An 18,548-nucleotide genomic window follows, 5' to 3' on the forward strand; every position below is an offset into this window, starting at 1 on the left:
CAATCTTCGCAGCAGCCCCTTCCCTCCCGGATCCGCCCTTAAACGAAGACTGGTGGTGCACCCTTCGTGCAGAAGCACTTCGGGTACACCACCAGTTTGCGCGTTGGGCCTATGCCCTCCGGCGTCGCGAGATCAGCACCAGCGCCGCGCCGAAGCTGAGGACAAGTCCTCCAGCGACAGCCGCCCACGTTCCGTGCGTTCCGGTGTTGGCTAGTCCGGACTCACGAACGACTGGGGCCCCGTCAGTTGTGACACGAATTGTTGCGCCAGGGGTGCCCGGGAGAGTGACCCGAACAGTCGGAGGAGCAGCATTCGCAGGTCATGCAGGTGGTGCAGGATCAGGGGTCGGAGAAGGATCCAGTGACGGAGACGGGCTCGGCGACGGAGACGGCGACGGCGACGGAGACGGCGACGGCGACGGCGACGGGAACAAACCCGTCTCAGGGGCGGGATCCGGGGTTGGGGACGGAGTCGGTTCCGGTTCCGGGCAGTCAGGGATTACCCATATGTTGTCCAGATCATTATTCCAGTAATCCACCAGTCGTGCATTGAGGGGAAACTCTTCAGTGGGAGTAAGAATCGGCGGGTATGTGTACGCACCCGGAACTTCGAATTCGACGGTGTACTGGTTTAGAGCCCAATCCTGGCCGCTAAACCAGCGGGCAGCATGTCCCACACACCGGAGAATGTGCGCCAACCCGACTGGGTCGCCAGCAAAGTCTGGGGACCTGAATTGTTACCGCGACCGACCACCCCGCCAGAACGGACATACCCGTTACAAGGGTTGTTAGTTTCCGCTGCAATTCTGCATTTTCCATTTTAATGATCGAAAGATGGCACCACCGGCATCATCTTGGGCTCTGGATTGCAGAATGACCGCAGTAGTTTGGGGTGCGTTCCTCCATAAGGCTACAAAGAACACTTGTGCATCCTCCGGTAAGTGCTGTGGGTGTGCCCCCTGTCCCGGACTGTGTCCCTGCTTGAGACATAAGGGGGTGGGCTTCCCTCCGCTTTGGGAAACATCGACCGGTCAGGGAAATTCCTGCCACTGCGGACCGGAGGTGTTTCCCAAAACGGAGGGGCTTCCCAAACTGCAGCAGCATCGTCGCGAAACCGGTGCCTGCTGTTCCGACCTGCGACAATATGCTGTCCAGATGCAGCAGATATCAGAGAACTTGGTGCCCGTACCCGATTACCGCCGGACGGCCCGGCGCCGAGCCTTCTCCGAACTGCCCGCAGCCCTGCATGAGCGGCTGGCCTTGTACATCGGCGGCAGCATCACGTCAGTGCGCAGCGCCGGCGGCGGCTTTACCAACGGTTTCGCCGCCGTACTCACCTGCACCGGCGGCTCGGAGGTTTTCGCCAAGCCCGGAAGCTCTGGCCGGCGACGCCGTCCTCCACGGCGACCTTAGGCCTGACAACATCCTCATCAGCTCGGGCGTGCACTTGTATGCGACTGGAATTTTCTGGGCACCGGCGCGCCGTGGACAGACTGGGTGGGGGTGCTCCCCTACGCGCGGGGCGGCGGGCTCGACGCCGATGCCTGGCTGCGCGGGTCCTCTCTGACCCGGGGCGTGCCGCCGGAGTACATCGACGCGTGGCTGGCGGCGCTGCTCAACTACATGCTCGATTCGGGGAACCAGCCGGAGGTTGCGGCCAGCCCGCATCTGCGCAGCCACGGGCGGCACACCTCCCGGCTCCTTTGGGATTGGCTCGCAAGCCGGCAGCAGACAGCAGAAAGGGGCAGGTTTCCCCGCCCCTGATTCCGGCTGATTGTTATGACTCCGGCACGAACTCCCCGTGCCCGGCGGCGCGAAGTGCCTCCCGCAGCTTGTCCGCGTTGGCCGCCATGCGTTCGGGATCAGGGTTGGAATCGGCCCGGCTGAAGTCGAAGTCCTGCAGGGAATTGGTGGGCCAGACGTGCAGGTGCAGGTGGTCGATTTCGAAGCCTGCAATGCTCAGCCCAGCCCGCTCCGAGCCGAAAGCGGCTATCTGCGCCTGACCCACAATCTGCGCCACTGCGGTCAGCTTCTGCAGCAGTTCCGGCGGGGCGTCGGTCCACTTGTCGATCTCCTGCCGCGGCACCACCAAGGTGTGTCCGTCGCTGAGCGGGCCGATGCTCAGGAACGCCACCACGTCGTTGTCCTTCCAGACAAAGCGGCCGGGGATCTCGCCGTTGATGATCTTGGTGAACAGAGTGGGCATGGGTTCTCCTGGGGACGGGGTGGTGGAAGTGGACGTGTTCCGCGCAGCGGCGGACGGCTGCGCATTGGCAGCCGCCTTCAAGCGCAGGGGCGGCGGAACGGGTCGGCCGGTCATCATGCTTAGACGCTATCGCTTTTTGACTGTCCCCGGCCATTCCCCTGCCTGCGTTCCCACTTCAACCGGGGAGCCCTTCGTCGATGACCACTGGGACCACGACCCGGGATACAGCGCGGCCCGGTAGCCGGCCATTTCCAGGGCCACAACGTCGTGGGCTGCGCTGATGCCGGATCCGCAGTACACGGCCACGGGGGCCTCACGGCGCACCCCCAGCGCCTCATAAGCGGCGCGCAGTTCCTCCGGCGTGCGGAACGTACCCTGCTCAGTCAGGTTCTGCGGGGTGGGGGCATTGACTGCACCGGGAATGTGGCCTGCCTGCGGGTCCACCGGCTCACGGTCGCCGCGGTAGCGGTCCCTGGCCCGGGCATCGAGCAGCCGCCCCGCTGCCACGACCGCCGGAACATCCCACATCTCCAGGACCGGCATCCGGCCCCAGGAGAGCTCGACATTCCCGGGAGCGGGTACCACGGCCCCGCCCTGCAGCGCGAAACCGGCCCGGTGCCAGGCGACGACGCCGCCGTCAAGCAGGTAGACGTCCTCCAGTCCCGCGTGGCGCAGCAGCCACCAGGCACGGGCAGCGGAGGTGCCGCTCACAGCGTCATACACCACCACGGTATCCCCGGCGTTGACCCCCCAGCGGCGGACCGTGCGGTGAAAGTCTTCCGGGTCAGGCAGCGGATGCCGTCCCGCGGAACCATTCCCGGCCGGAGCGGCCAGTTCCTTTTCCAAATCCACATAGACGGCGCCCGGGATGTGTCCGCGCTCAAACTGCTTGTGTCCGTCGGTGTGGCCCAGCGCCCATCTCACGTCCAGCAGCACCACCGGCTCACCTTTGGCCAGCAGTTCCTGCAGGGCGTGGACATCGATAACCGGCCCGCTCATACCTGCACCGATTCGCCGGTGGACAGGTGCTGGTACACGGTTCCGTACAACTCCCCGAAGCGGGCGACATGGTTCTCAGCTACGCCCAGTCCGCGCTCGTTCAGGAGCGCATCGTGGATGGGATAGGCGCGTTCCGCTCCGGAGGCAATGACAAAGTCGATGACCTCCCCAACCTTGGACCAGGGGGCATGGATGGGAACCAGCAGGGTCTGCACCGTCAGCCCGTTCGGAATCACGAAGGAATCCCCCGGGTGATACAGGGTGCCGTCGATCAGGTAGCCGACGTTGGCCACCAGCGGCACCAGCGGATGGATCAGCGCGTGCTGCCCTCCGAAGGACCGCACCTCAAAGCCGGCAGCCGCGAAAGTGGTGTTGGGTTCTACATCGATGATCCGATCCGCGGCGCCGCTGTCCGTGCTGCCGGCGGTCAGCGCCGACCGCAGCTCCGCGGCCAGGGACGCCGGTGCGTAGAGGGCCAGGCCGGTGTTCGCCTGCATCACGGCCAGAACCCGGTCCCGGTCCAGATGATCGGCGTGCTCATGGGTGATCAACACGGCTGACGCACCGTCCAGGGCCTCCTCGACTTCGGAGAACGAACCGGGATCCAGTACGAGCACGTTGCCGTCGCGCTCCAGCCGCACGCAGGAATGGGTGTACTTGGTCATTTTCATAGGGTCACAGTACCCCTCAGCACCGCTTCTTCACCGGAAGGGTTCGCGGTGACCCGCAGGGACTCTTACTGAGCCGGTGCGATAATCTGGAAGTTGCGCAGGCAGCGCGGGCTGAGGAAAGTTCATGTTCCGCTGCTGCCCTGCCGGAGCCACAGGCACCGGCACCGGCACCACCGTTCCAAGGAGGAGCATGTCATCCGAGACGTCCCGCCCAGCGAAGCGGACCCCGGAACAGCGGGTCACGCGCCAGCGCCTCGCCGTCGGCCGGACCCTGGATGAACTGGATGATTTCGTCAGCACGCAAGAGCTCTACCGCCTGCTGCACGAGCGCGGTGACAGCGTCTCCCTGGCCACCACATACCGCATCCTTCAGTCCATGGCGGAAGAGAACCAGGTGGACGTGCTGCGAACCGGCGACGGGGAGGCGCTCTACCGCCGCTGCGCCGTCGAACACCACCACCACCATCTGGTGTGCCGAAACTGCGGCAAGGCCGTGGAAGTGGAAGCGCCGGCTGTGGAAGCCTGGGCTGCGGGTCTGGGAAAACAGTACGGTTTCACCGATGTGGCCCACACGGTGGAGATCTTCGGCCTCTGCCCGGAATGCAGCGCCTGAGGATCCGCTACGCGGCAGCGTTCGCCCGCACCCGACTCTTCGTCCGCATCCGTTTGATCAGCCGGCAGACGATATAGATCAGGAACGAGATGGTGGTGATGTACGGGCTGATCGAAATCCGCCCGCCCAGCGCCAAGAGGATTCCGCCCACCGCCGACGTCACGGCAAACAGCACGCTGAGCAGCACGACCAGCCGCGGCGAGGACGTCACCAGCAGTGCCGCGGCCGACGGCGTGATCAGGAGCGAGAGCACCAGCAGTGCACCCACCACCTGGATCGACAGGGCCACGGAGAGCCCCAGCAGGATCATGAAGACAATGGACAGCACGCGCACGGGAACACCGCGCGCTTCGGCCAGTTCGGGGTCCGCGCTGGCAAAGGTCAGCGGCCGCCAGATCAGGACCAGTCCGGCTATGACGACGACGGCGGTGCCGGCCAGCAGGTTCAGCTGAACCGTGTCAACGGCAACGATCTGCCCGGTGAGCAGGCCAAACTTATTGGCTGAGCGGCCCTCATAAAGGCCGAGGAACAAGATGCCCAGGCCCAGGCCGAAGGGCATGATCACTCCCGTCACGGAGTTCCGGTCCCGTGCCTTGAGGCCCATGACCGCCAGCAGCACAGCAGCAGCCACGGAACCCGCCAGGGAACCGAAGACCACGTTGGCTCCGATCAGCAGTGCAAACGCTGCGCCGGCGAAGGACAATTCGGCGATGCCGTGTACGGCGAAGGCGAGGTCCCGCATCAGGACGAAGGTCCCGATCAGGCCGCCGACCAGCCCGAGGATGGCTGCTGCCCAGATGGAATTGGCGACCAGCGGCAGGAGCTGCCCGTAGTCGCTGAAGTCAAAGACTGCGGAAAAGAATTCACTCAAGTCCATGGTCATCCTCGCTCTCGCCGTGGACGTGGGTGGTCGCGTCGGGAATGCCGAGGACAACTATGCGGCCGTGGCTGCGCAGCACTTCCACCCGGCTTCCGTACATCTCCGAGAGCACGTCCGACCGCAGCACCTCCGACGGCGTTCCGGTGCGGAAGGTGCCGCCGGCCAGATACAGCACGCGGTCCACGTAGTCGATCACGGGGTTGATTTCGTGCGTCACGAACACCACGGCCGAGCCCTGCTCATGGCAGCGGCGGTCGATCAGGGCGCTGATGGCCTGCTGGTGGTGCAGGTCCAGGGACAGCAGCGGTTCGTCGCAGAGGAGCAGGTCAGGATCAGTGGCCAGTGCCTGCGCGGCACGCAGCCGCTGGAGCTCGCCGCCGGACAACATCCCCACGGGTTCATTGGCGTACCGGGTGGCGCCCACCTGTTCCAGGAGATCGTCCACCCTCCGGCGCACCGGAGCGCGGTTCAGCCGCAGTCCCCATTTGTTGCCGTCGACGCCGAGACCCACCAGGTCTCTTGCCCGCAGGGGGGTTCCAGGGCCGAAGGCCTTCTGCTGGGGAATGTAGCCGATGTCGCGGCTGCCGCGCTGGGCGGGTTTGCCGTTGATCTCCACCGTTCCCCGGCTCAGCTGCTGCAGACCCAGCAGGACCTTCAGGAAGCTTGTCTTGCCGGAGCCGTTGGGCCCCAGCACCGCCAGGAATTCACCCGCATTAATGTCCAGGTCCAAACCGTCCCAGAGGGTGCGGGAACCGAAGGACAGGCCGGCGCTCCGGAGCCGGACAACGGGACCGGTCACCTTAGCACGTCGTCGATTGAGGTCACGTTGGAGCCCATCCAGGTCAGGTAGTCCTGACCCTCGGGAAGGGTTTCGGAGAAGTCCAGCACAGGTACGCCTGCGTCTTCGGCGGTGGCGCGGACGGATTCGGTCTGTGCGGTGGAGGTTTGGGTGTTGTAGGCCAGGAACGCCATGTCGCCGGAGCGCAGCAGATCCTGCATTTCCTTCAGCACTGCCGGAGGAACGTCGGCGCCTTCCTCCACGGCCGAAGTGAAGTCCGCCGGGGTGACGTTGTGCAGGCCGGCGGCGTTGAACAGGTATTCCGGAACGGGCTCCGTCAGCGCCACATCCCTGCCGCCGGCCGCTGCCTTATCTTCCGCGAGGTCTGCAGTGAGGTCTTGGATGCCTCTGTTGAAGGTCGCAGCATTGTCCCGGTAGGCGGAGGCATTGTCGGGATCCAGCGTGGCCAGGCGTTCGGCGGCGGCCTCGGCCAGCAGGCCCATCGCCTCGGGGCTGTACCAGACGTGTTCGTTGAAGGAACCGTGGGAGTGTCCGCTGTGATCGTGTCCGCCCTCGGCGGTGCGGGAGTCGTCGTCGGTTGTTTCGCCGTCGGCTTCCTCCAGCCCGGAGATCTCCACGGCGTTGAGGACGTCCGCGCTTTCGATGCCGGAATCGGCCACCAGCGTCTCCATGAAGGTGTCATAGCCGCCGCCGTTCAGCACCACCAGGTCCGCTCCGGAGACGGCGAGCTTGTCCCGGGCCGTTGCTTCATAGGAGTGCGGGTCCTGGCTGGGCCGGTCGATGATCGACGAGACGCTGACATGGTCCCCGCCCACCGTCTCCATGATGTTTCCGTAGACATTCGTGGAAGCAACCACGTCAAGCGTTCCTTCACCGCTCCCGGCGGAGGAACCGGAGCCGGAGCCGCCGGTGCAGCCGGAGAGAGTCAGGGCGCCGCCGGCCAGGAGTATCCCGGCAAGACGGACGGAAGGTCGTCGCATAAGTGTTTGTTTCCCTGTCGGGGCTTAAAGGATGGTGGGGAGTTCCACGTGCGGAACTCCCCACAGCATAACCTAAACGCGAATCATTCGCATCTGTAACGGGAGTGCTTTCACCCGGCTACTCGGAATAGCTTTCTCCGGACCTGCGGAATCCCTGGGCCTGGGTTGCGTCGCGGATCTCACCCACAAGCTGCTCGATGATGTCCTCCAGGAAGAGCACCCCGCGCGTCTGGTTGTCCGGACCCAGCACGCGGGCCAGGTGGGAGCCGGTTCGCTGCATGGTGGCCAGGGCATCTTCAATGCCGTCCTCCAGCCGCAGGTTCGCCAGCGTCCGCACCTTGTTTTCGGTCAGCGGCCGGTCGTAGGAGTCGACGGGCATGGCCATGATGTCCTTCAGGTGCATGTAGCCCGTCAGGTTTCCGCGCTCATCCATGAGTACGAACCGCGAGAACCCCGTGCGCCCCACTGCCTTCTCAAACTCCGCCGGCGTGGTGTCGGTGCTGAGCGTGACAAGTTCATCGAGCGGCACCATGACCGTGCCGGCCGATTGTCCGGAGAATTCGAGCGCACCGGAAATGACACCGGAATCATCGGCAACCAACCCGTGCTTGGTGGATTCCTGCACGATGGACTGCATTTCCTCCAGGGTGAAAGCCGAGGCCACCTCGTCCTTCGGAGTTATGCCCATGACGCGCAGCGCGTGGTTCGCCAGCCAGTTGAGGCTGAAGATGATCGGCCGGACCACCCGGGAGATGAAGACCAGCGGAGGCGCCAGCAGCAGCGCCGCCCGGTCCGCCACGGACACGGAGATGTTCTTCGGCACCATTTCGCCGAAGGTCACGTGCAGGAAAGTGACGATCAGCAGCGCCACCAGGAACCCGGCACCGTCGGCAAACTCAACCGGCAGCCCAAGGGCTTCCAGCGGAGCCGCAAGAAGATGGTGGATCGCGGGTTCGGCCACGGAGAGAATCAGCAGGGAACACACGGTAATGCCCAGCTGGGCGCAGGCCAGCATCAGAGACACGTTTTCCATTGCCCACAGGGTGGTTTTTGCACGCTTGGACCCTGCATCGGCCAACGGTTCAATTTGGCTGCGGCGCGCCGACATGACGGCAAACTCGCCGCCCACGAAGAAGGCGTTGCCAATCAGCAGGACCACCAGCCAGAAAATGCCCATCAGGTCACTCATCGCCGCTCCCCCTTGCCGGCAGCATCCTTCACCGGAGCGTCAACCCGGGCTGGGCTTTTCGACTCGGGCCGCTTCGGCTCGGGCTTTTGTGAAGCCGCCGGGACGCTCTCGTCGACAGCCGCAGGATCGTCGTCGTCGTACTGCGGAATAAAGCTCACGCGGTCAATACGGCGGCCGTCCATGCGTTCAACTTCAAGGAGCCCGCCTTCAACGCTGACGCGGTCGCCCACGGCCGCGATCCGTCCCAGCTCGGCCATGATGTAACCGCCCACCGTCTCGTAGCCGGCTTCATCCGGAATGTGCAGCAGCGGCACGAGCCGGGAGACCTCATCGGGGCGCATGATGCCCGGGAAGTACCAGGCACCGGCGGCACTTTGCAGCACGCCCGGCTTGATCTTGTCGTGTTCGTCGGAAACTTCGCCCACGATCTCCTCCACCAGGTCTTCAAGGGTGGCGACGCCGGCGGTTCCGCCCCATTCATCGAGAACGACGGCGAGCTGCAGGTTCGCGCCCCGAAGCTCGGAGAGCAGGCTGTCCAGGTGAACCGTTTCGGGCACCCGGAGAACCTCGCTCATGATGGCGCCCGCCGGCAGGTCAGCCCGCCGGCTGCGCGGCACAGCCACCGCTTTCTTGACGTGCACAACGCCCCTGATGTCGTCCGGGGAATCGCCCAGGACGGGAAAGCGCGAATACCCGGTGCGGCGGGCCGCTTCAATAACGTCCGCCACCGATTGCTCGGAGTCGATGGTCTCCAGCCGGATCCGGGGAGTCATGACGTCGGCTGCCGTCCGTTCCGCGAAGGAGAACGTGCGGGACAGGAAGTTGGCCGTTCCCTGGTCCAGGGTGCCCATTTCGGCTGACCGTCGGACCATGGAGGAAAGCTCAGCCGGTGTGCGTGCTCCGGAAACCTCCTCTTTGGCTTCGAGGCCGAAGAGGTTCAGGACTTTGTTGGAGAAACCGTTCAGCAGCAGGATGGCCGGCTTGAACACCACGGTGAAGGCCAGCTGCGGCCGCGCCAGTGCCCGCCCCATCCGGAACGGCAGCGAAATGGACATGTTCTTGGGGATCAGTTCCCCCAGGAGCATGGACAGGAACGTCGCCAGGATCATGGCTGCCACCACGGAGACGGAATCCACGGCGACAGGCGGAAGGCCGAGTCCGGCCAGCGGGGCTTTCAGCAGCCTGCCCACGGACGGCTCCATCACGAACCCGGTGAGCAGCGTAGTGAGCGTAATGCCCAGCTGGCAGCTGGACAACTGGGTGGAAAGGGAGGTCAGGCAGCGCAGCAGCGGTTCCGCGCCCTTGTCGCCGTTCTCCACGGCCCGGCGGACCGTGGGCTGGTCGAGGGCCACCAGGGAAAACTCCACAGCCACAAAAAAGCCGGTGCCGAGAATCAGCACCAAGCCACAAAGGAGATAAAGCCATTCCATTTAGGCTCCCACCGCCGCAGCCAGGGGGCTCGTGGCCGCCGCTCGGTTTAATCGGGGAAGCGCGGGTGGAAGTCCCGCAGGGAAGAGTCCGCGGCGCGGGTCAGGCGGAGGGTGATCGGCCGAAGCCGGTCTGGAAGGCTCCGATGCGGCACCGGGGGTGCGAGGTGATTGGGTTCGGGAATGGCCGGCTCTGTGCGTGCGGTCCGCAGGAGCGGAAGGGGACGCAGGCCGGCGCCTAGAGAAACTGTCCATGAGATTTTCAGTTTACAGGTTTGGCATTCGGGCGCCACCGTAAAAATGCCAACCCGGCTCGCGGCTCAAACTGACTGAAGCGGTTAGCCGGGTTACCCCGTCAGTCACAGATGTCAAACGAAATTGGCCAGTTGTCCCGCTATGTCACTAGACTGGCATGAAGTCTCGGTCACTGCGCACCGGCCGGGCCGCACCAGTGAGCTTTGAGGCTTTAAGCCCTCAGACATGGTGCCAATCAGGGCAAAAGGCAACTCATGGAAGAGGCGTATTAACAGTGCCAGACCAATCCAACCACCGGCTGCCGGAAGAATTCGGCGGCAACGAGTGGCTTGTCGATGAACTCTACGAGCAGTACCTCAAGGACAAAAACTCGGTTGACAAGAAGTGGTGGAGCATTTTCGACTCCTTCAAGAACGAGGAGGCCCAGGCCTCCGGTTCGAGCACTTCCAACGGAAACGGATCGGCAGCCCCCAGCGAACTTGGCGCCAATCCCACAACGCGCCAGCTTCCGGTAGTGCAGGCCGAATCCGCCAAGCCGAAGGCTTCCGGCGAGTCCCCCGCCTCCACCCAGCAGTCCGGCAAGCCTCCGGTTGCCAAGGAATCCGCAGCATCCAACTCTGCTGCCAAGGATTCCAAGCCGGCCTCCGGCAAGGGCGAAGCAGCCGAGAACAAGGCAGCTGACAGCAAAACCCCGCCGATTCCGGCGCAGCTGCCCAAGAAGCAGCCCACCAGTGCTCCCTCTGAAGAGGACAAGGTCAACGTCCTGCGCGGCCCGGCCAAGGCCATCGCCACCAACATGGACCTGAGCCTGAGCGTCCCCACGGCAACCACTGTGCGTGCCGTGCCTGCAAAGCTGCTGATCGACAACCGCATCGTCATCAACAGCCACCTGGAACGCGCCCGGGGCGGCAAGATCTCCTTCACCCACCTGCTCGGCTACGCCATCATCCGCGCCGCCGCGCAGTTCCCGTCGCAGAACGTGTACTACGACGTCGTCGACGGCAAGCCTGTAGCGGTGCAGCCGGCCCACGTGAACTTCGGACTGGCCATCGACATGCCCAAGCCGGACGGCACCCGCCTGCTCGTGGTCCCGAACATCAAGAAGGCTGAAACACTGAACTTCTCGGAGTTCTGGCACGCCTACGAAGACCTCGTGAAGAAGGCCCGCGACGGCAAGCTCACGGCGGACGACTACAAGGGAACCACCATTTCCCTGACCAACCCGGGCGGCATTGGAACGGTCCATTCCGTCCCCCGCCTGTCCAAGGGCCAGGCCTGCATCATTGGCGCCGGCGCCCTCGACTACCCGGCCGAGTTCCAGGGATCCAACGAGAAGATTCTCGCCCGCAACGCCATCTCCAAGATCATCACCCTGACCTCCACCTATGACCACCGTGTCATTCAGGGTGCCGGCAGCGGCGAGTTCCTGCGCATCATCCATCAGCTGCTGCTCGGCGAGCAGGGCTTCTACGACGAGATCTTCGAGTCCCTCCGGATTCCGTACGAGCCCGTCCGCTGGAGCCCCGACATCCAGGTCAACCCGGACGAGCAGGTCAACAAGGTTGCGCGCATCCAGCAGCTGATCCACGCATACCGTGTCCGCGGCCACCTGATGGCGGACACCAACCCGCTGGAATACGTCCAGCGCCGCCACGCGGACCTGGACATCCTGAACCACGGGCTGACGCTCTGGGACCTGGACCGGGAATGGCCCACCGGCGGTTTCGGCGGCAAGCCCATGCTCAAGCTCCGCAAGATCCTCGGTGTGCTCCGCGATGCCTACTGCCGCACCGCCGGCATCGAGTACATGCACATCCAGGATCCGGCCGAGCGCGAATGGTTCCAGGAACGCCTGGAAACCAAGTACAGCAAGCCGACCCGCGAAGAACAGCTGCGCATCCTGAGCAAGCTCAACGCGGCTGAAGCCTTCGAGACGTTCCTGCAGACGAAGTTCGTCGGCCAGAAGCGCTTCTCCCTGGAAGGCGGCGAATCCCTGATTCCGCTGCTGGACGCCGTGATTTCCGGTGCCGCCGACGACGGCATGGCTGAAGTCGGCATCGGCATGGCCCACCGCGGCCGCCTGAACGTACTGACCAACATCGCCGGCAAGACCTATGCCCAGGTCTTCCGCGAATTCGAAGGCACCCAGGACCCGCGCAGCGTCCAGGGCTCCGGTGACGTGAAGTACCACCTCGGCACCGAAGGCACCTTCACCTCGGACAACGGCAACCAGACCAAGGTGTACCTGGCGGCCAACCCGTCCCACCTCGAAGCCGGGGACTCCGTCCTTGAAGGCATCGTGCGTGCCAAGCAGGACCGCCTGGACCAGGGCGACGAATTCCCTGTCCTGCCGATCCTCATCCACGGCGACGCCGCCTTCGCAGGCCAGGGCGTGGTTGCGGAAACCCTGAACCTGTCGCAGCTGCGCGGGTACCGGACCGGCGGAACCATCCACGTTGTGGTCAACAACCAGGTTGGCTTCACCACCTCACCCACATCATCGCGCTCCTCGGTGTACTCCACCGACGTTGCCAAGATGGTGCAGGCTCCGATCTTCCACGTGAACGGCGATGACCCGGAGCAGGTTGTGCGCATTGCACAGCTGGCCTACGACTACCGCCAGCGTTTCCACAAGGATGTCGTTATTGACATGGTCTGCTACCGCCGCCGCGGACACAACGAAGGCGACGACCCTTCGATGACGCAGCCGATGATGTACAGCCTGATCGAGGCCAAGCGCTCCGTGCGGAAGCTGTACACCGAGTCCCTCATCGGACGCGGCGACATCAGCCAGGATGAAGCCGAACAGGCGCTGCGCGATTATCAGGGCCGCCTGGAACGGGTGTTTGCCGAAACGCACGCCGCCCAGACCTCTCCCCTGCCGGTCATCTCCAAGGACACCGAAGCGGTCTCGGACCTGGAGCGCCCCGCGGCCCAGCAGGAGGGAACCACCATCGTTTCCCCTGCCTCCACGGCTATCTCCTCCGAAGTCCTTGCACACATCGGCAAGGCCCACGTGGCAGTGCCCGAAGGCTTCACGGTCCACCCGAAGCTCAAGGCCCTGCTGGAAAAGCGTGAGCAGATGTCCCGCGAAGGCGGCATCGACTGGGGCTTTGCGGAAATCGCAGCGTTTGGCTCACTGGTCATGGAAGGCGTCCCCGTACGTCTCGCCGGCCAGGACTCACGCCGCGGCACCTTCACCCAGCGCCACGCGGTCTTCCACGATCGCGCCACCGGCGCCGAGTGGATGCCGCTGGCCGAGCTGGATCCGAACCAGGCGAAGCTGTGGATCTACGATTCGCTGCTGTCCGAATTCGCTGCCATGGGCTTTGAATACGGCTACTCGGTTGAACGTCCGGATGCACTCGTGCTCTGGGAAGCCCAGTTCGGCGACTTCGTCAACGGCGCACAGACCATCATCGATGAGTTCATCTCCTCAGCCGAGCAGAAGTGGGGCCAGCGTTCCTCGCTGGTGCTGATGCTTCCGCACGGATACGAGGGCCAGGGCCCGGATCACTCCTCCGCCCGGATTGAGCGCTTCCTGCAGATGTGTGCCGAAGACAACATGATTGTGGCAAACCCCACCACGGGTGCTTCCCACTTCCATCTGCTGCGCCGCCAGGCCTACAGCCGGCCGCGGAAGCCGCTGATCATCTTCACTCCGAAGCAGCTGCTGCGCCTGAAAGCGGCAGCAACCTCGGTGGAAGACTTCACGCAGGGTTCGTTCCAGCCGGTCATCCCGGAGCACGCAGACCTGGATTCAAACGCCGTCGACCGGGTGCTGCTGGTCTCCGGCCGCCTGTACTACGATCTGCTGGCCAACCGGCAAAAGACGGGTGACGAGAAGACCGCCATTGTCCGTGTCGAGCAGCTTTACCCGCTGCCCGTTGCGGAGATCCAGGCGGCCGTCGCCAAGTACCCGAACGCCGACGTCGTCTGGGCGCAGGATGAGCCCGCCAACCAGGGTCCGTGGCCGTTCATCGGCCTGAACCTGCCGACACAGCTGGACCGCCCGCTGCGCCTGGTATCACGTCCGGCGTCCGCGTCCACCGCCACCGGTTCAGCGAAGCGGCACGCCGTGGAGCAGGACATTCTCGTCAAGAAGGCCTTCGAGCGTCAGTAGGCTAAGTTGGGGTGGGGCGCCGCTGGCGCCCCACCCCGTTTTTTGTGACCGGAGAAGGTGACTAGTGGAACAACGCAAAATCAGGCTTGCAGCCGTCGGCGACGAGCTGCTGGCCGGGCACGGCGACCCTCGCGCCCTGGGGTGGCTGGGCCGCGTATTGGCCCGCACCACCCCCGAAAACGTGAACGTTCAGGCATACACCCTGGCCGCGCCGCAGGAGGGAACCGAATCCCTGGCGAACCGCTGGCTGCAGGAAGCCGGCCGCCGGTTCGACGACCACTGCGAGAACCGGCTGGTGATCGGGCTTTCCGACCGGGACCTTGATCTCAACCTGTCGACGGCGAGAAGCCGCCTCAACCTCGCAAACATCCTCGACGGTGCGGCACAGATGAGCATCAAAGTCTTCGTCGTGGGACCGCCGCCGGGACTCGATGCCGAGCGGAACCGCCGCCTTTCGGATTTGTCAGCCGCCTTTGGCGATGTGACCACGCGGCGCAAGCATGTGTACGTGGACACCCTGACCCCCCTGCTTAACCACGAACAGTGGCGCACGGATCTGGCGTCGAACGGCGGCACCCCGGGACAGGCGGGTTACGGACTGATGGCTTGGCTGGTCCTTCACCGCGGCTGGTACCGCTGGCTGGATCTTCCGGATATGAACTGAATACTCGAGAAAACATCAGGAGGGCCTCCGGCGACACGCCGGGGCCCTCTTCACGTTAAGACGCATTCTTTCGAGTAGTTTCCCACCTGCCCGGGCCAACGGTTTCGGGAAGTTCCCTGCTGCCCCGCGGTATTTCGGCTGTCGGATGCCCGGGAAGCACCTTCCTGCACAGGCCCTGGCATCCGCTCCGGAGGTAACAATCGGTTAACGTCCGTTCACAGTTAGCACAGTCGAAACATTTAGTGGCTAGTCTTTCGGAACATGTGGCGGTCATCACGATCGCTTGGGGGAGCCGCCAGTGGTGGTTCCTGACGACTTCATCACAAGTTAGGACTACGAATGCGTACAAAGCGCACGGCAACTCTTGCCGCACTTTCCGTGGGAGCCCTTTTCCTGGGCGCCTGCGGCTCAGCCGGAGGCGGAGAAACCGCTGAAAGCGACACCACTGAGGACGCCAACCTCGCGTCGACCATCTCAGTCGCCATCAGCCAGGCCCCCGACTTCTACAACGGTGGAACGTCCAAGTCCAACAGCGTGTACAACACGTACGTGGACAACTTGGTCCACAGCAACTTCTCGGAGTACAGCCCCGAGGGCGTCATCCGCAACGAAGAGTTCGGCACCTTCGAAAAGACCAGTGACGATCCCCTGACCGTTGAGTACAAGATCAACGAGGATGCCCAGTGGTCCGACGGAACACCCATCGACTTCGATGACGTGCTGATGAACTGGGCCGCCTTCTCCGGCAAAGTGGTCGAAGGAGATGCCGAGATCTTCCAGCCCTCCTCCAACAACGGTTACGAGTACCTGGCAATGCCCGAAGGCGAAGCCGGCGACAAGGAATTCACCTACGTTTTCGAGCAGCCGTACGCTGACTGGGAAAACCTCATGATCGGCTCCCTCATGCCGGCCCACGTTGCGGCGGAGCAGGGCGGACTGAGCACCGACAACAACGGCGAAGCACTTGTTGCGGCCATCCAGGACAACGACCTGGCGTCGCTGAAGCCCGTTGCCGAGTTCTGGAACACCGGCTGGGGCTATGCCGAAGGCCTCCCCTCGCTGCCGGACACCGCACTCATCCCCTCCTCCGGCCCGTACAAGCTGGACAATGCAGCCGGTGGAAACCTGACGCTGACGAAGAACGAGAACTACTGGGGCGAAGAGCGCACAGGCGCCACCGAGAGCATCGTCTTCAAGACCATCGCAGACACCGAAGCCGTGCAGGCACTGCAGAACGGCGATGTGGACATCATTGAGCCGTCCGGCCCCACCGGTGACACCAAGGACCAGATCGAAGCCATCGGCGACTCCGTCACGATGCTCACCGGTACCGGCATGACCTTCTCGCACATTGACCTGGACCAGTCCGAGAACGGCGTATTCAAGGACATCAAGGTTCGCCAGGCATTCTCCAAGTGCGTTCCGCGCCAGGACATCGTTGACAAGTTCGTCAAGCCGGTTGACCCCGAAGCCACCGTGGTCAACCTGCGCGAATACCAGCCCTCGCAGCCCGAGTATGACGAGATCCTCGAGGGTGCACCCTCTGCCAGCGACTACGACGAAGTTGATCTCGAAGGCGCCAAGTCCCTCATGGCCGAGGCCGGAAAGACCGAGCCCGTTGACGTCCGCGTACTGTTCTCCTCAGCCAGCCAGGTCCGCGCAGACATGACCGCGCTGATCAAGGATTCCTGCGACCAGGCCGGCTTCAACATCATTGCCACCCCGGATGCCGAGTGGACCAAGAAGCTCGATGAGCTTGGCTCCTGGGACGCTGCACTGTTCGGCTGGGCCGGTTCCGGCCTCGTAGCCAGCGGACAGTCGATCTACGACTCCGAGGGTGTGCAGAACTACGGCAAGTTCGAGAGCGAAAAGGTCGACGAGCTGTGGGACGAAATTGCCCAGACCACAGACGCCGACAAGGTGAAGGAACTGAAGATCCAGCTCGAAGAGGAACTCTCCAAGGACGTCTACAACGTCCTCCTCTTCGCCAACGCTGACATCGTTGCCCACAACTCCGGCATGGAGGAAGTGGTTTACAACCCCACCCAGAGCGGCGTCACCTGGAACGCCTACAAGTGGACCAAGCAGGCCTAACCAAGGCATCACGCCATAACGGTTAGAAAGCGGGATGGGCAGACCCACGGTCTGCCCATCCCAAACTTTTGCCCCGCTAGCGGCTTTACGTACCACCCCCCAATAGGAGCCTTCGGTGTTCTACTTCATCCTCAAAAGAGCGGTGACCTCGTTCTTTATTCTCTTGGCCGCCACGGTGCTGATGTTCATCCTTGCCGTCAACTCGGGCGATCCCCTTGCTGACCTCATCGAACTCCAAAGCGCCGAACGTGAGTCGCGCATCGCGCAGCGGACAGCAGCACTTCATCTCGACCAACCCGTCGCCGTCCGTTACCTCCTCTGGCTGCAGGAAGTGGGCCGCTGCATGATCCCCGGGGGTGCCGAATGTACACTCGGGCTCAACCGTGCCGGCAGTCCGGTAATCGATCAGCTGCAGACAGCCATCGGGTCCACCTTCCGCCTCGTCGTCGTCGCTACCCTGATTGCCCTCGTCCTCGGTGTCGCCGTGGGGCTCGTCACGGCCCTGCGCCAGTACAGTGTTTTTGACTACTCCATCACCTTTGTTGCCTTCCTGCTCTTCTCCATGCCGCTGTTCTGGCTCTCCACGCTGCTCAAGCAGTACCTGGCGATTGATCTGAACACCTGGCTGGCCGATCCACAAATGTCTTATCTGGGCATAGCCGCCGTAGGCCTGGTGGTTGGCGTCGTCGCGGCTGTGGTGCTCGGCGGCGACAGGAAGCGTCACCTGCGTGTCTTCGCCATCGCCGCCGTTGCCACCTCGGTCCTGTTCTACCTGTTGTTGGTCTCCAACTGGTTCAAGACCCCGGGTCTTGGCCCCATCGGCCTCCTGATCACGGCTTTTGGCCTGGCCCTGGGCATTACCGCCATGCTTGCCGGGTTCCGCCGGCGCCGGATTGTCAACGCTGCCCTCGCCACGGCGGCAGTTGGCTACGTCGGCTACCTGGTGACCCAGCCGCTCATGCAGGATCCCAATTGGGGCATCATTGCCGGCCTCGCTGTCCTCACGCTGCTGGTATCGCTCGCCATCGGTCATTTTGTCGGCGGCCCCTATGCCAAGCAGACCCGCAACCTGACCGCAGTCATCGGGCTGTCCATTGGGTTCTTTGTGTTCATTGATGCACTGCTAAGTGCCTACCCGTCGCTCGCCCGTAAAAACGGCGGCCGACCCATTCCCACCACGGGGTCCTCGACTCCTAACCTGCAGGGCACTTTCTGGGAGATCAACCTGGACTACGCCCTCTATCTGGTTCTTCCCACCATCGCGATCATGCTGATTTCCTTTGCCACATACACCCGTTACACCCGGGCCAGCATGCTTGAGGTGATGAACCAGGACTATGTCCGCACCGCCAGGGCCAAGGGCTTGAGCGAGCGGTCGGTGGTCGTCAAGCACGCTTTCCGCAACGCCATGATCCCCATTACCACCCTGATGGCGTTCGACTTCGCCGGAGTCTTGGGCGGTGCCGTCATCACCGAGGCCGTTTTCGGCTGGAGTGGTATGGGAAAGATGTTTACGGACGGCCTGACCAATGTGGATCCCAACGTCATCATGGCCTTCTTCCTGGTGACCGGCGTGGCTGCGGTGACCTTCAACATGCTGGCCGACATCGCGTACGCGTTCCTCGACCCGCGCATTAGCCTGAATTGAT

The 18,548-nt window shown here is 63.6% G+C and carries 16 protein-coding genes; 7 read left to right on the forward strand and 9 right to left on the reverse strand.

Features of this window, described 5'->3' with window-relative positions:
* Nucleotides 1-109: 109 nt before the first annotated feature.
* The gene (locus tag MUG94_RS17350; protein ID WP_227906352.1) at nucleotides 110-259 is read right to left on the reverse strand and encodes an LPXTG cell wall anchor domain-containing protein; all 150 of its coding nucleotides are present in this window, start codon (nucleotides 257-259) and stop codon (nucleotides 110-112) included.
* 895 nt (nucleotides 260-1,154) lie between these two features.
* On the opposite strand from MUG94_RS17350, the gene MUG94_RS12290 reads away from it, so the two are divergent.
* Nucleotides 1,155-1,412 (forward strand): hypothetical protein, encoded by a 258-nt coding sequence (locus tag MUG94_RS12290; RefSeq protein ID WP_227906330.1) that lies wholly within the window; start codon nucleotides 1,155-1,157, stop codon nucleotides 1,410-1,412.
* Between the two features lie 90 nt (nucleotides 1,413-1,502).
* Nucleotides 1,503-1,763, forward strand: a complete 261-nt coding sequence (locus MUG94_RS12295) for a hypothetical protein (protein WP_227906332.1) — start codon at nucleotides 1,503-1,505, stop codon at nucleotides 1,761-1,763.
* Between the two features lie 13 nt (nucleotides 1,764-1,776).
* Here the strand turns inward: MUG94_RS12295 and MUG94_RS12300 are convergent, their stop codons facing one another.
* From MUG94_RS12300 to MUG94_RS12310, 3 genes are all read right to left on the reverse strand, one after another.
* Nucleotides 1,777-2,205: an HIT family protein gene (locus MUG94_RS12300; RefSeq protein ID WP_227906334.1), complete on the reverse strand. Its 429-nt coding sequence runs from the start codon at nucleotides 2,203-2,205 to the stop codon at nucleotides 1,777-1,779.
* Between the two features lie 126 nt (nucleotides 2,206-2,331).
* On the reverse strand, nucleotides 2,332-3,204 hold the full coding sequence (locus tag MUG94_RS12305) for a sulfurtransferase (RefSeq protein WP_227906336.1): 873 nt from the start codon (nucleotides 3,202-3,204) through the stop codon (nucleotides 2,332-2,334).
* Nucleotides 3,201-3,875 carry an MBL fold metallo-hydrolase gene (locus tag MUG94_RS12310; RefSeq protein ID WP_227906339.1) on the reverse strand — a complete coding sequence of 225 codons (675 nt, stop codon included), beginning with the start codon at nucleotides 3,873-3,875 and terminating at the stop codon, nucleotides 3,201-3,203. Before MUG94_RS12310 ends, MUG94_RS12305 begins: the two co-directional genes overlap by 4 nt.
* 190 nt (nucleotides 3,876-4,065) lie before the next feature.
* On the opposite strand from MUG94_RS12310, the gene MUG94_RS12315 reads away from it, so the two are divergent.
* On the forward strand, nucleotides 4,066-4,488 hold the full coding sequence (locus tag MUG94_RS12315; RefSeq protein WP_227892039.1) for a Fur family transcriptional regulator: 423 nt from the start codon (nucleotides 4,066-4,068) through the stop codon (nucleotides 4,486-4,488).
* Nucleotides 4,489-4,495: 7 nt separating this feature from the next.
* On the opposite strand, the gene MUG94_RS12320 is transcribed toward MUG94_RS12315, so the two are convergent.
* The 5 genes from MUG94_RS12320 to MUG94_RS12340 form a co-directional block, all read right to left on the reverse strand.
* Entirely contained in the window at nucleotides 4,496-5,365 is an 870-nt protein-coding gene (locus tag MUG94_RS12320; RefSeq protein WP_227906342.1) for a metal ABC transporter permease, read from the reverse strand.
* Nucleotides 5,352-6,167 carry a metal ABC transporter ATP-binding protein gene (locus MUG94_RS12325; protein WP_227906343.1) on the reverse strand — a complete coding sequence of 272 codons (816 nt, stop codon included), beginning with the start codon at nucleotides 6,165-6,167 and terminating at the stop codon, nucleotides 5,352-5,354. The genes MUG94_RS12320 and MUG94_RS12325 overlap by 14 nt, the downstream gene beginning before the upstream one ends.
* Nucleotides 6,164-7,147 carry a metal ABC transporter solute-binding protein, Zn/Mn family gene (locus MUG94_RS12330; RefSeq protein ID WP_227906348.1) on the reverse strand — a complete coding sequence of 328 codons (984 nt, stop codon included), beginning with the start codon at nucleotides 7,145-7,147 and terminating at the stop codon, nucleotides 6,164-6,166. The genes MUG94_RS12325 and MUG94_RS12330 overlap by 4 nt, the downstream gene beginning before the upstream one ends.
* Before the next feature lie 118 nt (nucleotides 7,148-7,265).
* The gene (locus tag MUG94_RS12335; RefSeq protein WP_227892043.1) at nucleotides 7,266-8,336 is read right to left on the reverse strand and encodes a hemolysin family protein; all 1,071 of its coding nucleotides are present in this window, start codon (nucleotides 8,334-8,336) and stop codon (nucleotides 7,266-7,268) included.
* The gene (locus MUG94_RS12340; protein ID WP_227906349.1) at nucleotides 8,333-9,766 is read right to left on the reverse strand and encodes a hemolysin family protein; all 1,434 of its coding nucleotides are present in this window, start codon (nucleotides 9,764-9,766) and stop codon (nucleotides 8,333-8,335) included. Before MUG94_RS12340 ends, MUG94_RS12335 begins: the two co-directional genes overlap by 4 nt.
* A 526-nt stretch (nucleotides 9,767-10,292) precedes the next feature.
* Here MUG94_RS12340 and MUG94_RS12345 point away from each other — a divergent pair.
* The 4 genes from MUG94_RS12345 (at nucleotide 10,293) to MUG94_RS12360 (ending at nucleotide 18,547) form a co-directional block, all read left to right on the forward strand.
* Nucleotides 10,293-14,141 carry a multifunctional oxoglutarate decarboxylase/oxoglutarate dehydrogenase thiamine pyrophosphate-binding subunit/dihydrolipoyllysine-residue succinyltransferase subunit gene (locus MUG94_RS12345; protein ID WP_227906351.1) on the forward strand — a complete coding sequence of 1,283 codons (3,849 nt, stop codon included), beginning with the start codon at nucleotides 10,293-10,295 and terminating at the stop codon, nucleotides 14,139-14,141.
* Between the two features lie 64 nt (nucleotides 14,142-14,205).
* Nucleotides 14,206-14,805 carry a GDSL-type esterase/lipase family protein gene (locus MUG94_RS12350; protein WP_227906353.1) on the forward strand — a complete coding sequence of 200 codons (600 nt, stop codon included), beginning with the start codon at nucleotides 14,206-14,208 and terminating at the stop codon, nucleotides 14,803-14,805.
* A 339-nt stretch (nucleotides 14,806-15,144) separates the two neighbouring features.
* The gene (locus MUG94_RS12355) at nucleotides 15,145-16,899 is read left to right on the forward strand and encodes an ABC transporter family substrate-binding protein (RefSeq protein ID WP_227906354.1); all 1,755 of its coding nucleotides are present in this window, start codon (nucleotides 15,145-15,147) and stop codon (nucleotides 16,897-16,899) included.
* Between the two features lie 115 nt (nucleotides 16,900-17,014).
* Nucleotides 17,015-18,547 (forward strand): ABC transporter permease, encoded by a 1,533-nt coding sequence (locus tag MUG94_RS12360; RefSeq protein WP_227892050.1) that lies wholly within the window; start codon nucleotides 17,015-17,017, stop codon nucleotides 18,545-18,547.
* Nucleotide 18,548 lies beyond the last annotated feature (1 nt).

The organism is Arthrobacter gengyunqii (genome assembly GCF_023022985.1).
Classification (GTDB): domain Bacteria; phylum Actinomycetota; class Actinomycetes; order Actinomycetales; family Micrococcaceae; genus Arthrobacter_B; species Arthrobacter_B gengyunqii.

What these genes read in the sequence shown, in the direction of transcription:
- MUG94_RS12310 (WP_227906339.1), bottom strand. Translation starts at nt 3,875, where the DNA reads ATGAAAATGACCAAGTACACCCATTCCTGCGTGCGGCTGGAGCGCGAC.
- MUG94_RS12355 (WP_227906354.1), top strand. Translation starts at nt 15,145, where the DNA reads ATGCGTACAAAGCGCACGGCAACTCTTGCCGCACTTTCCGTGGGAGCC.
- MUG94_RS12335 (WP_227892043.1), bottom strand. Translation starts at nt 8,336, where the DNA reads ATGAGTGACCTGATGGGCATTTTCTGGCTGGTGGTCCTGCTGATTGGC.
- MUG94_RS12315 (WP_227892039.1), top strand. Translation starts at nt 4,066, where the DNA reads ATGTCATCCGAGACGTCCCGCCCAGCGAAGCGGACCCCGGAACAGCGG.
- MUG94_RS12320 (WP_227906342.1), bottom strand. Translation starts at nt 5,365, where the DNA reads ATGGACTTGAGTGAATTCTTTTCCGCAGTCTTTGACTTCAGCGACTAC.
- MUG94_RS12330 (WP_227906348.1), bottom strand. Translation starts at nt 7,147, where the DNA reads ATGCGACGACCTTCCGTCCGTCTTGCCGGGATACTCCTGGCCGGCGGC.
- MUG94_RS12300 (WP_227906334.1), bottom strand. Translation starts at nt 2,205, where the DNA reads ATGCCCACTCTGTTCACCAAGATCATCAACGGCGAGATCCCCGGCCGC.
- MUG94_RS12305 (WP_227906336.1), bottom strand. Translation starts at nt 3,204, where the DNA reads ATGAGCGGGCCGGTTATCGATGTCCACGCCCTGCAGGAACTGCTGGCC.
- MUG94_RS12340 (WP_227906349.1), bottom strand. Translation starts at nt 9,766, where the DNA reads ATGGAATGGCTTTATCTCCTTTGTGGCTTGGTGCTGATTCTCGGCACC.
- MUG94_RS12290 (WP_227906330.1), top strand. Translation starts at nt 1,155, where the DNA reads ATGCAGCAGATATCAGAGAACTTGGTGCCCGTACCCGATTACCGCCGG.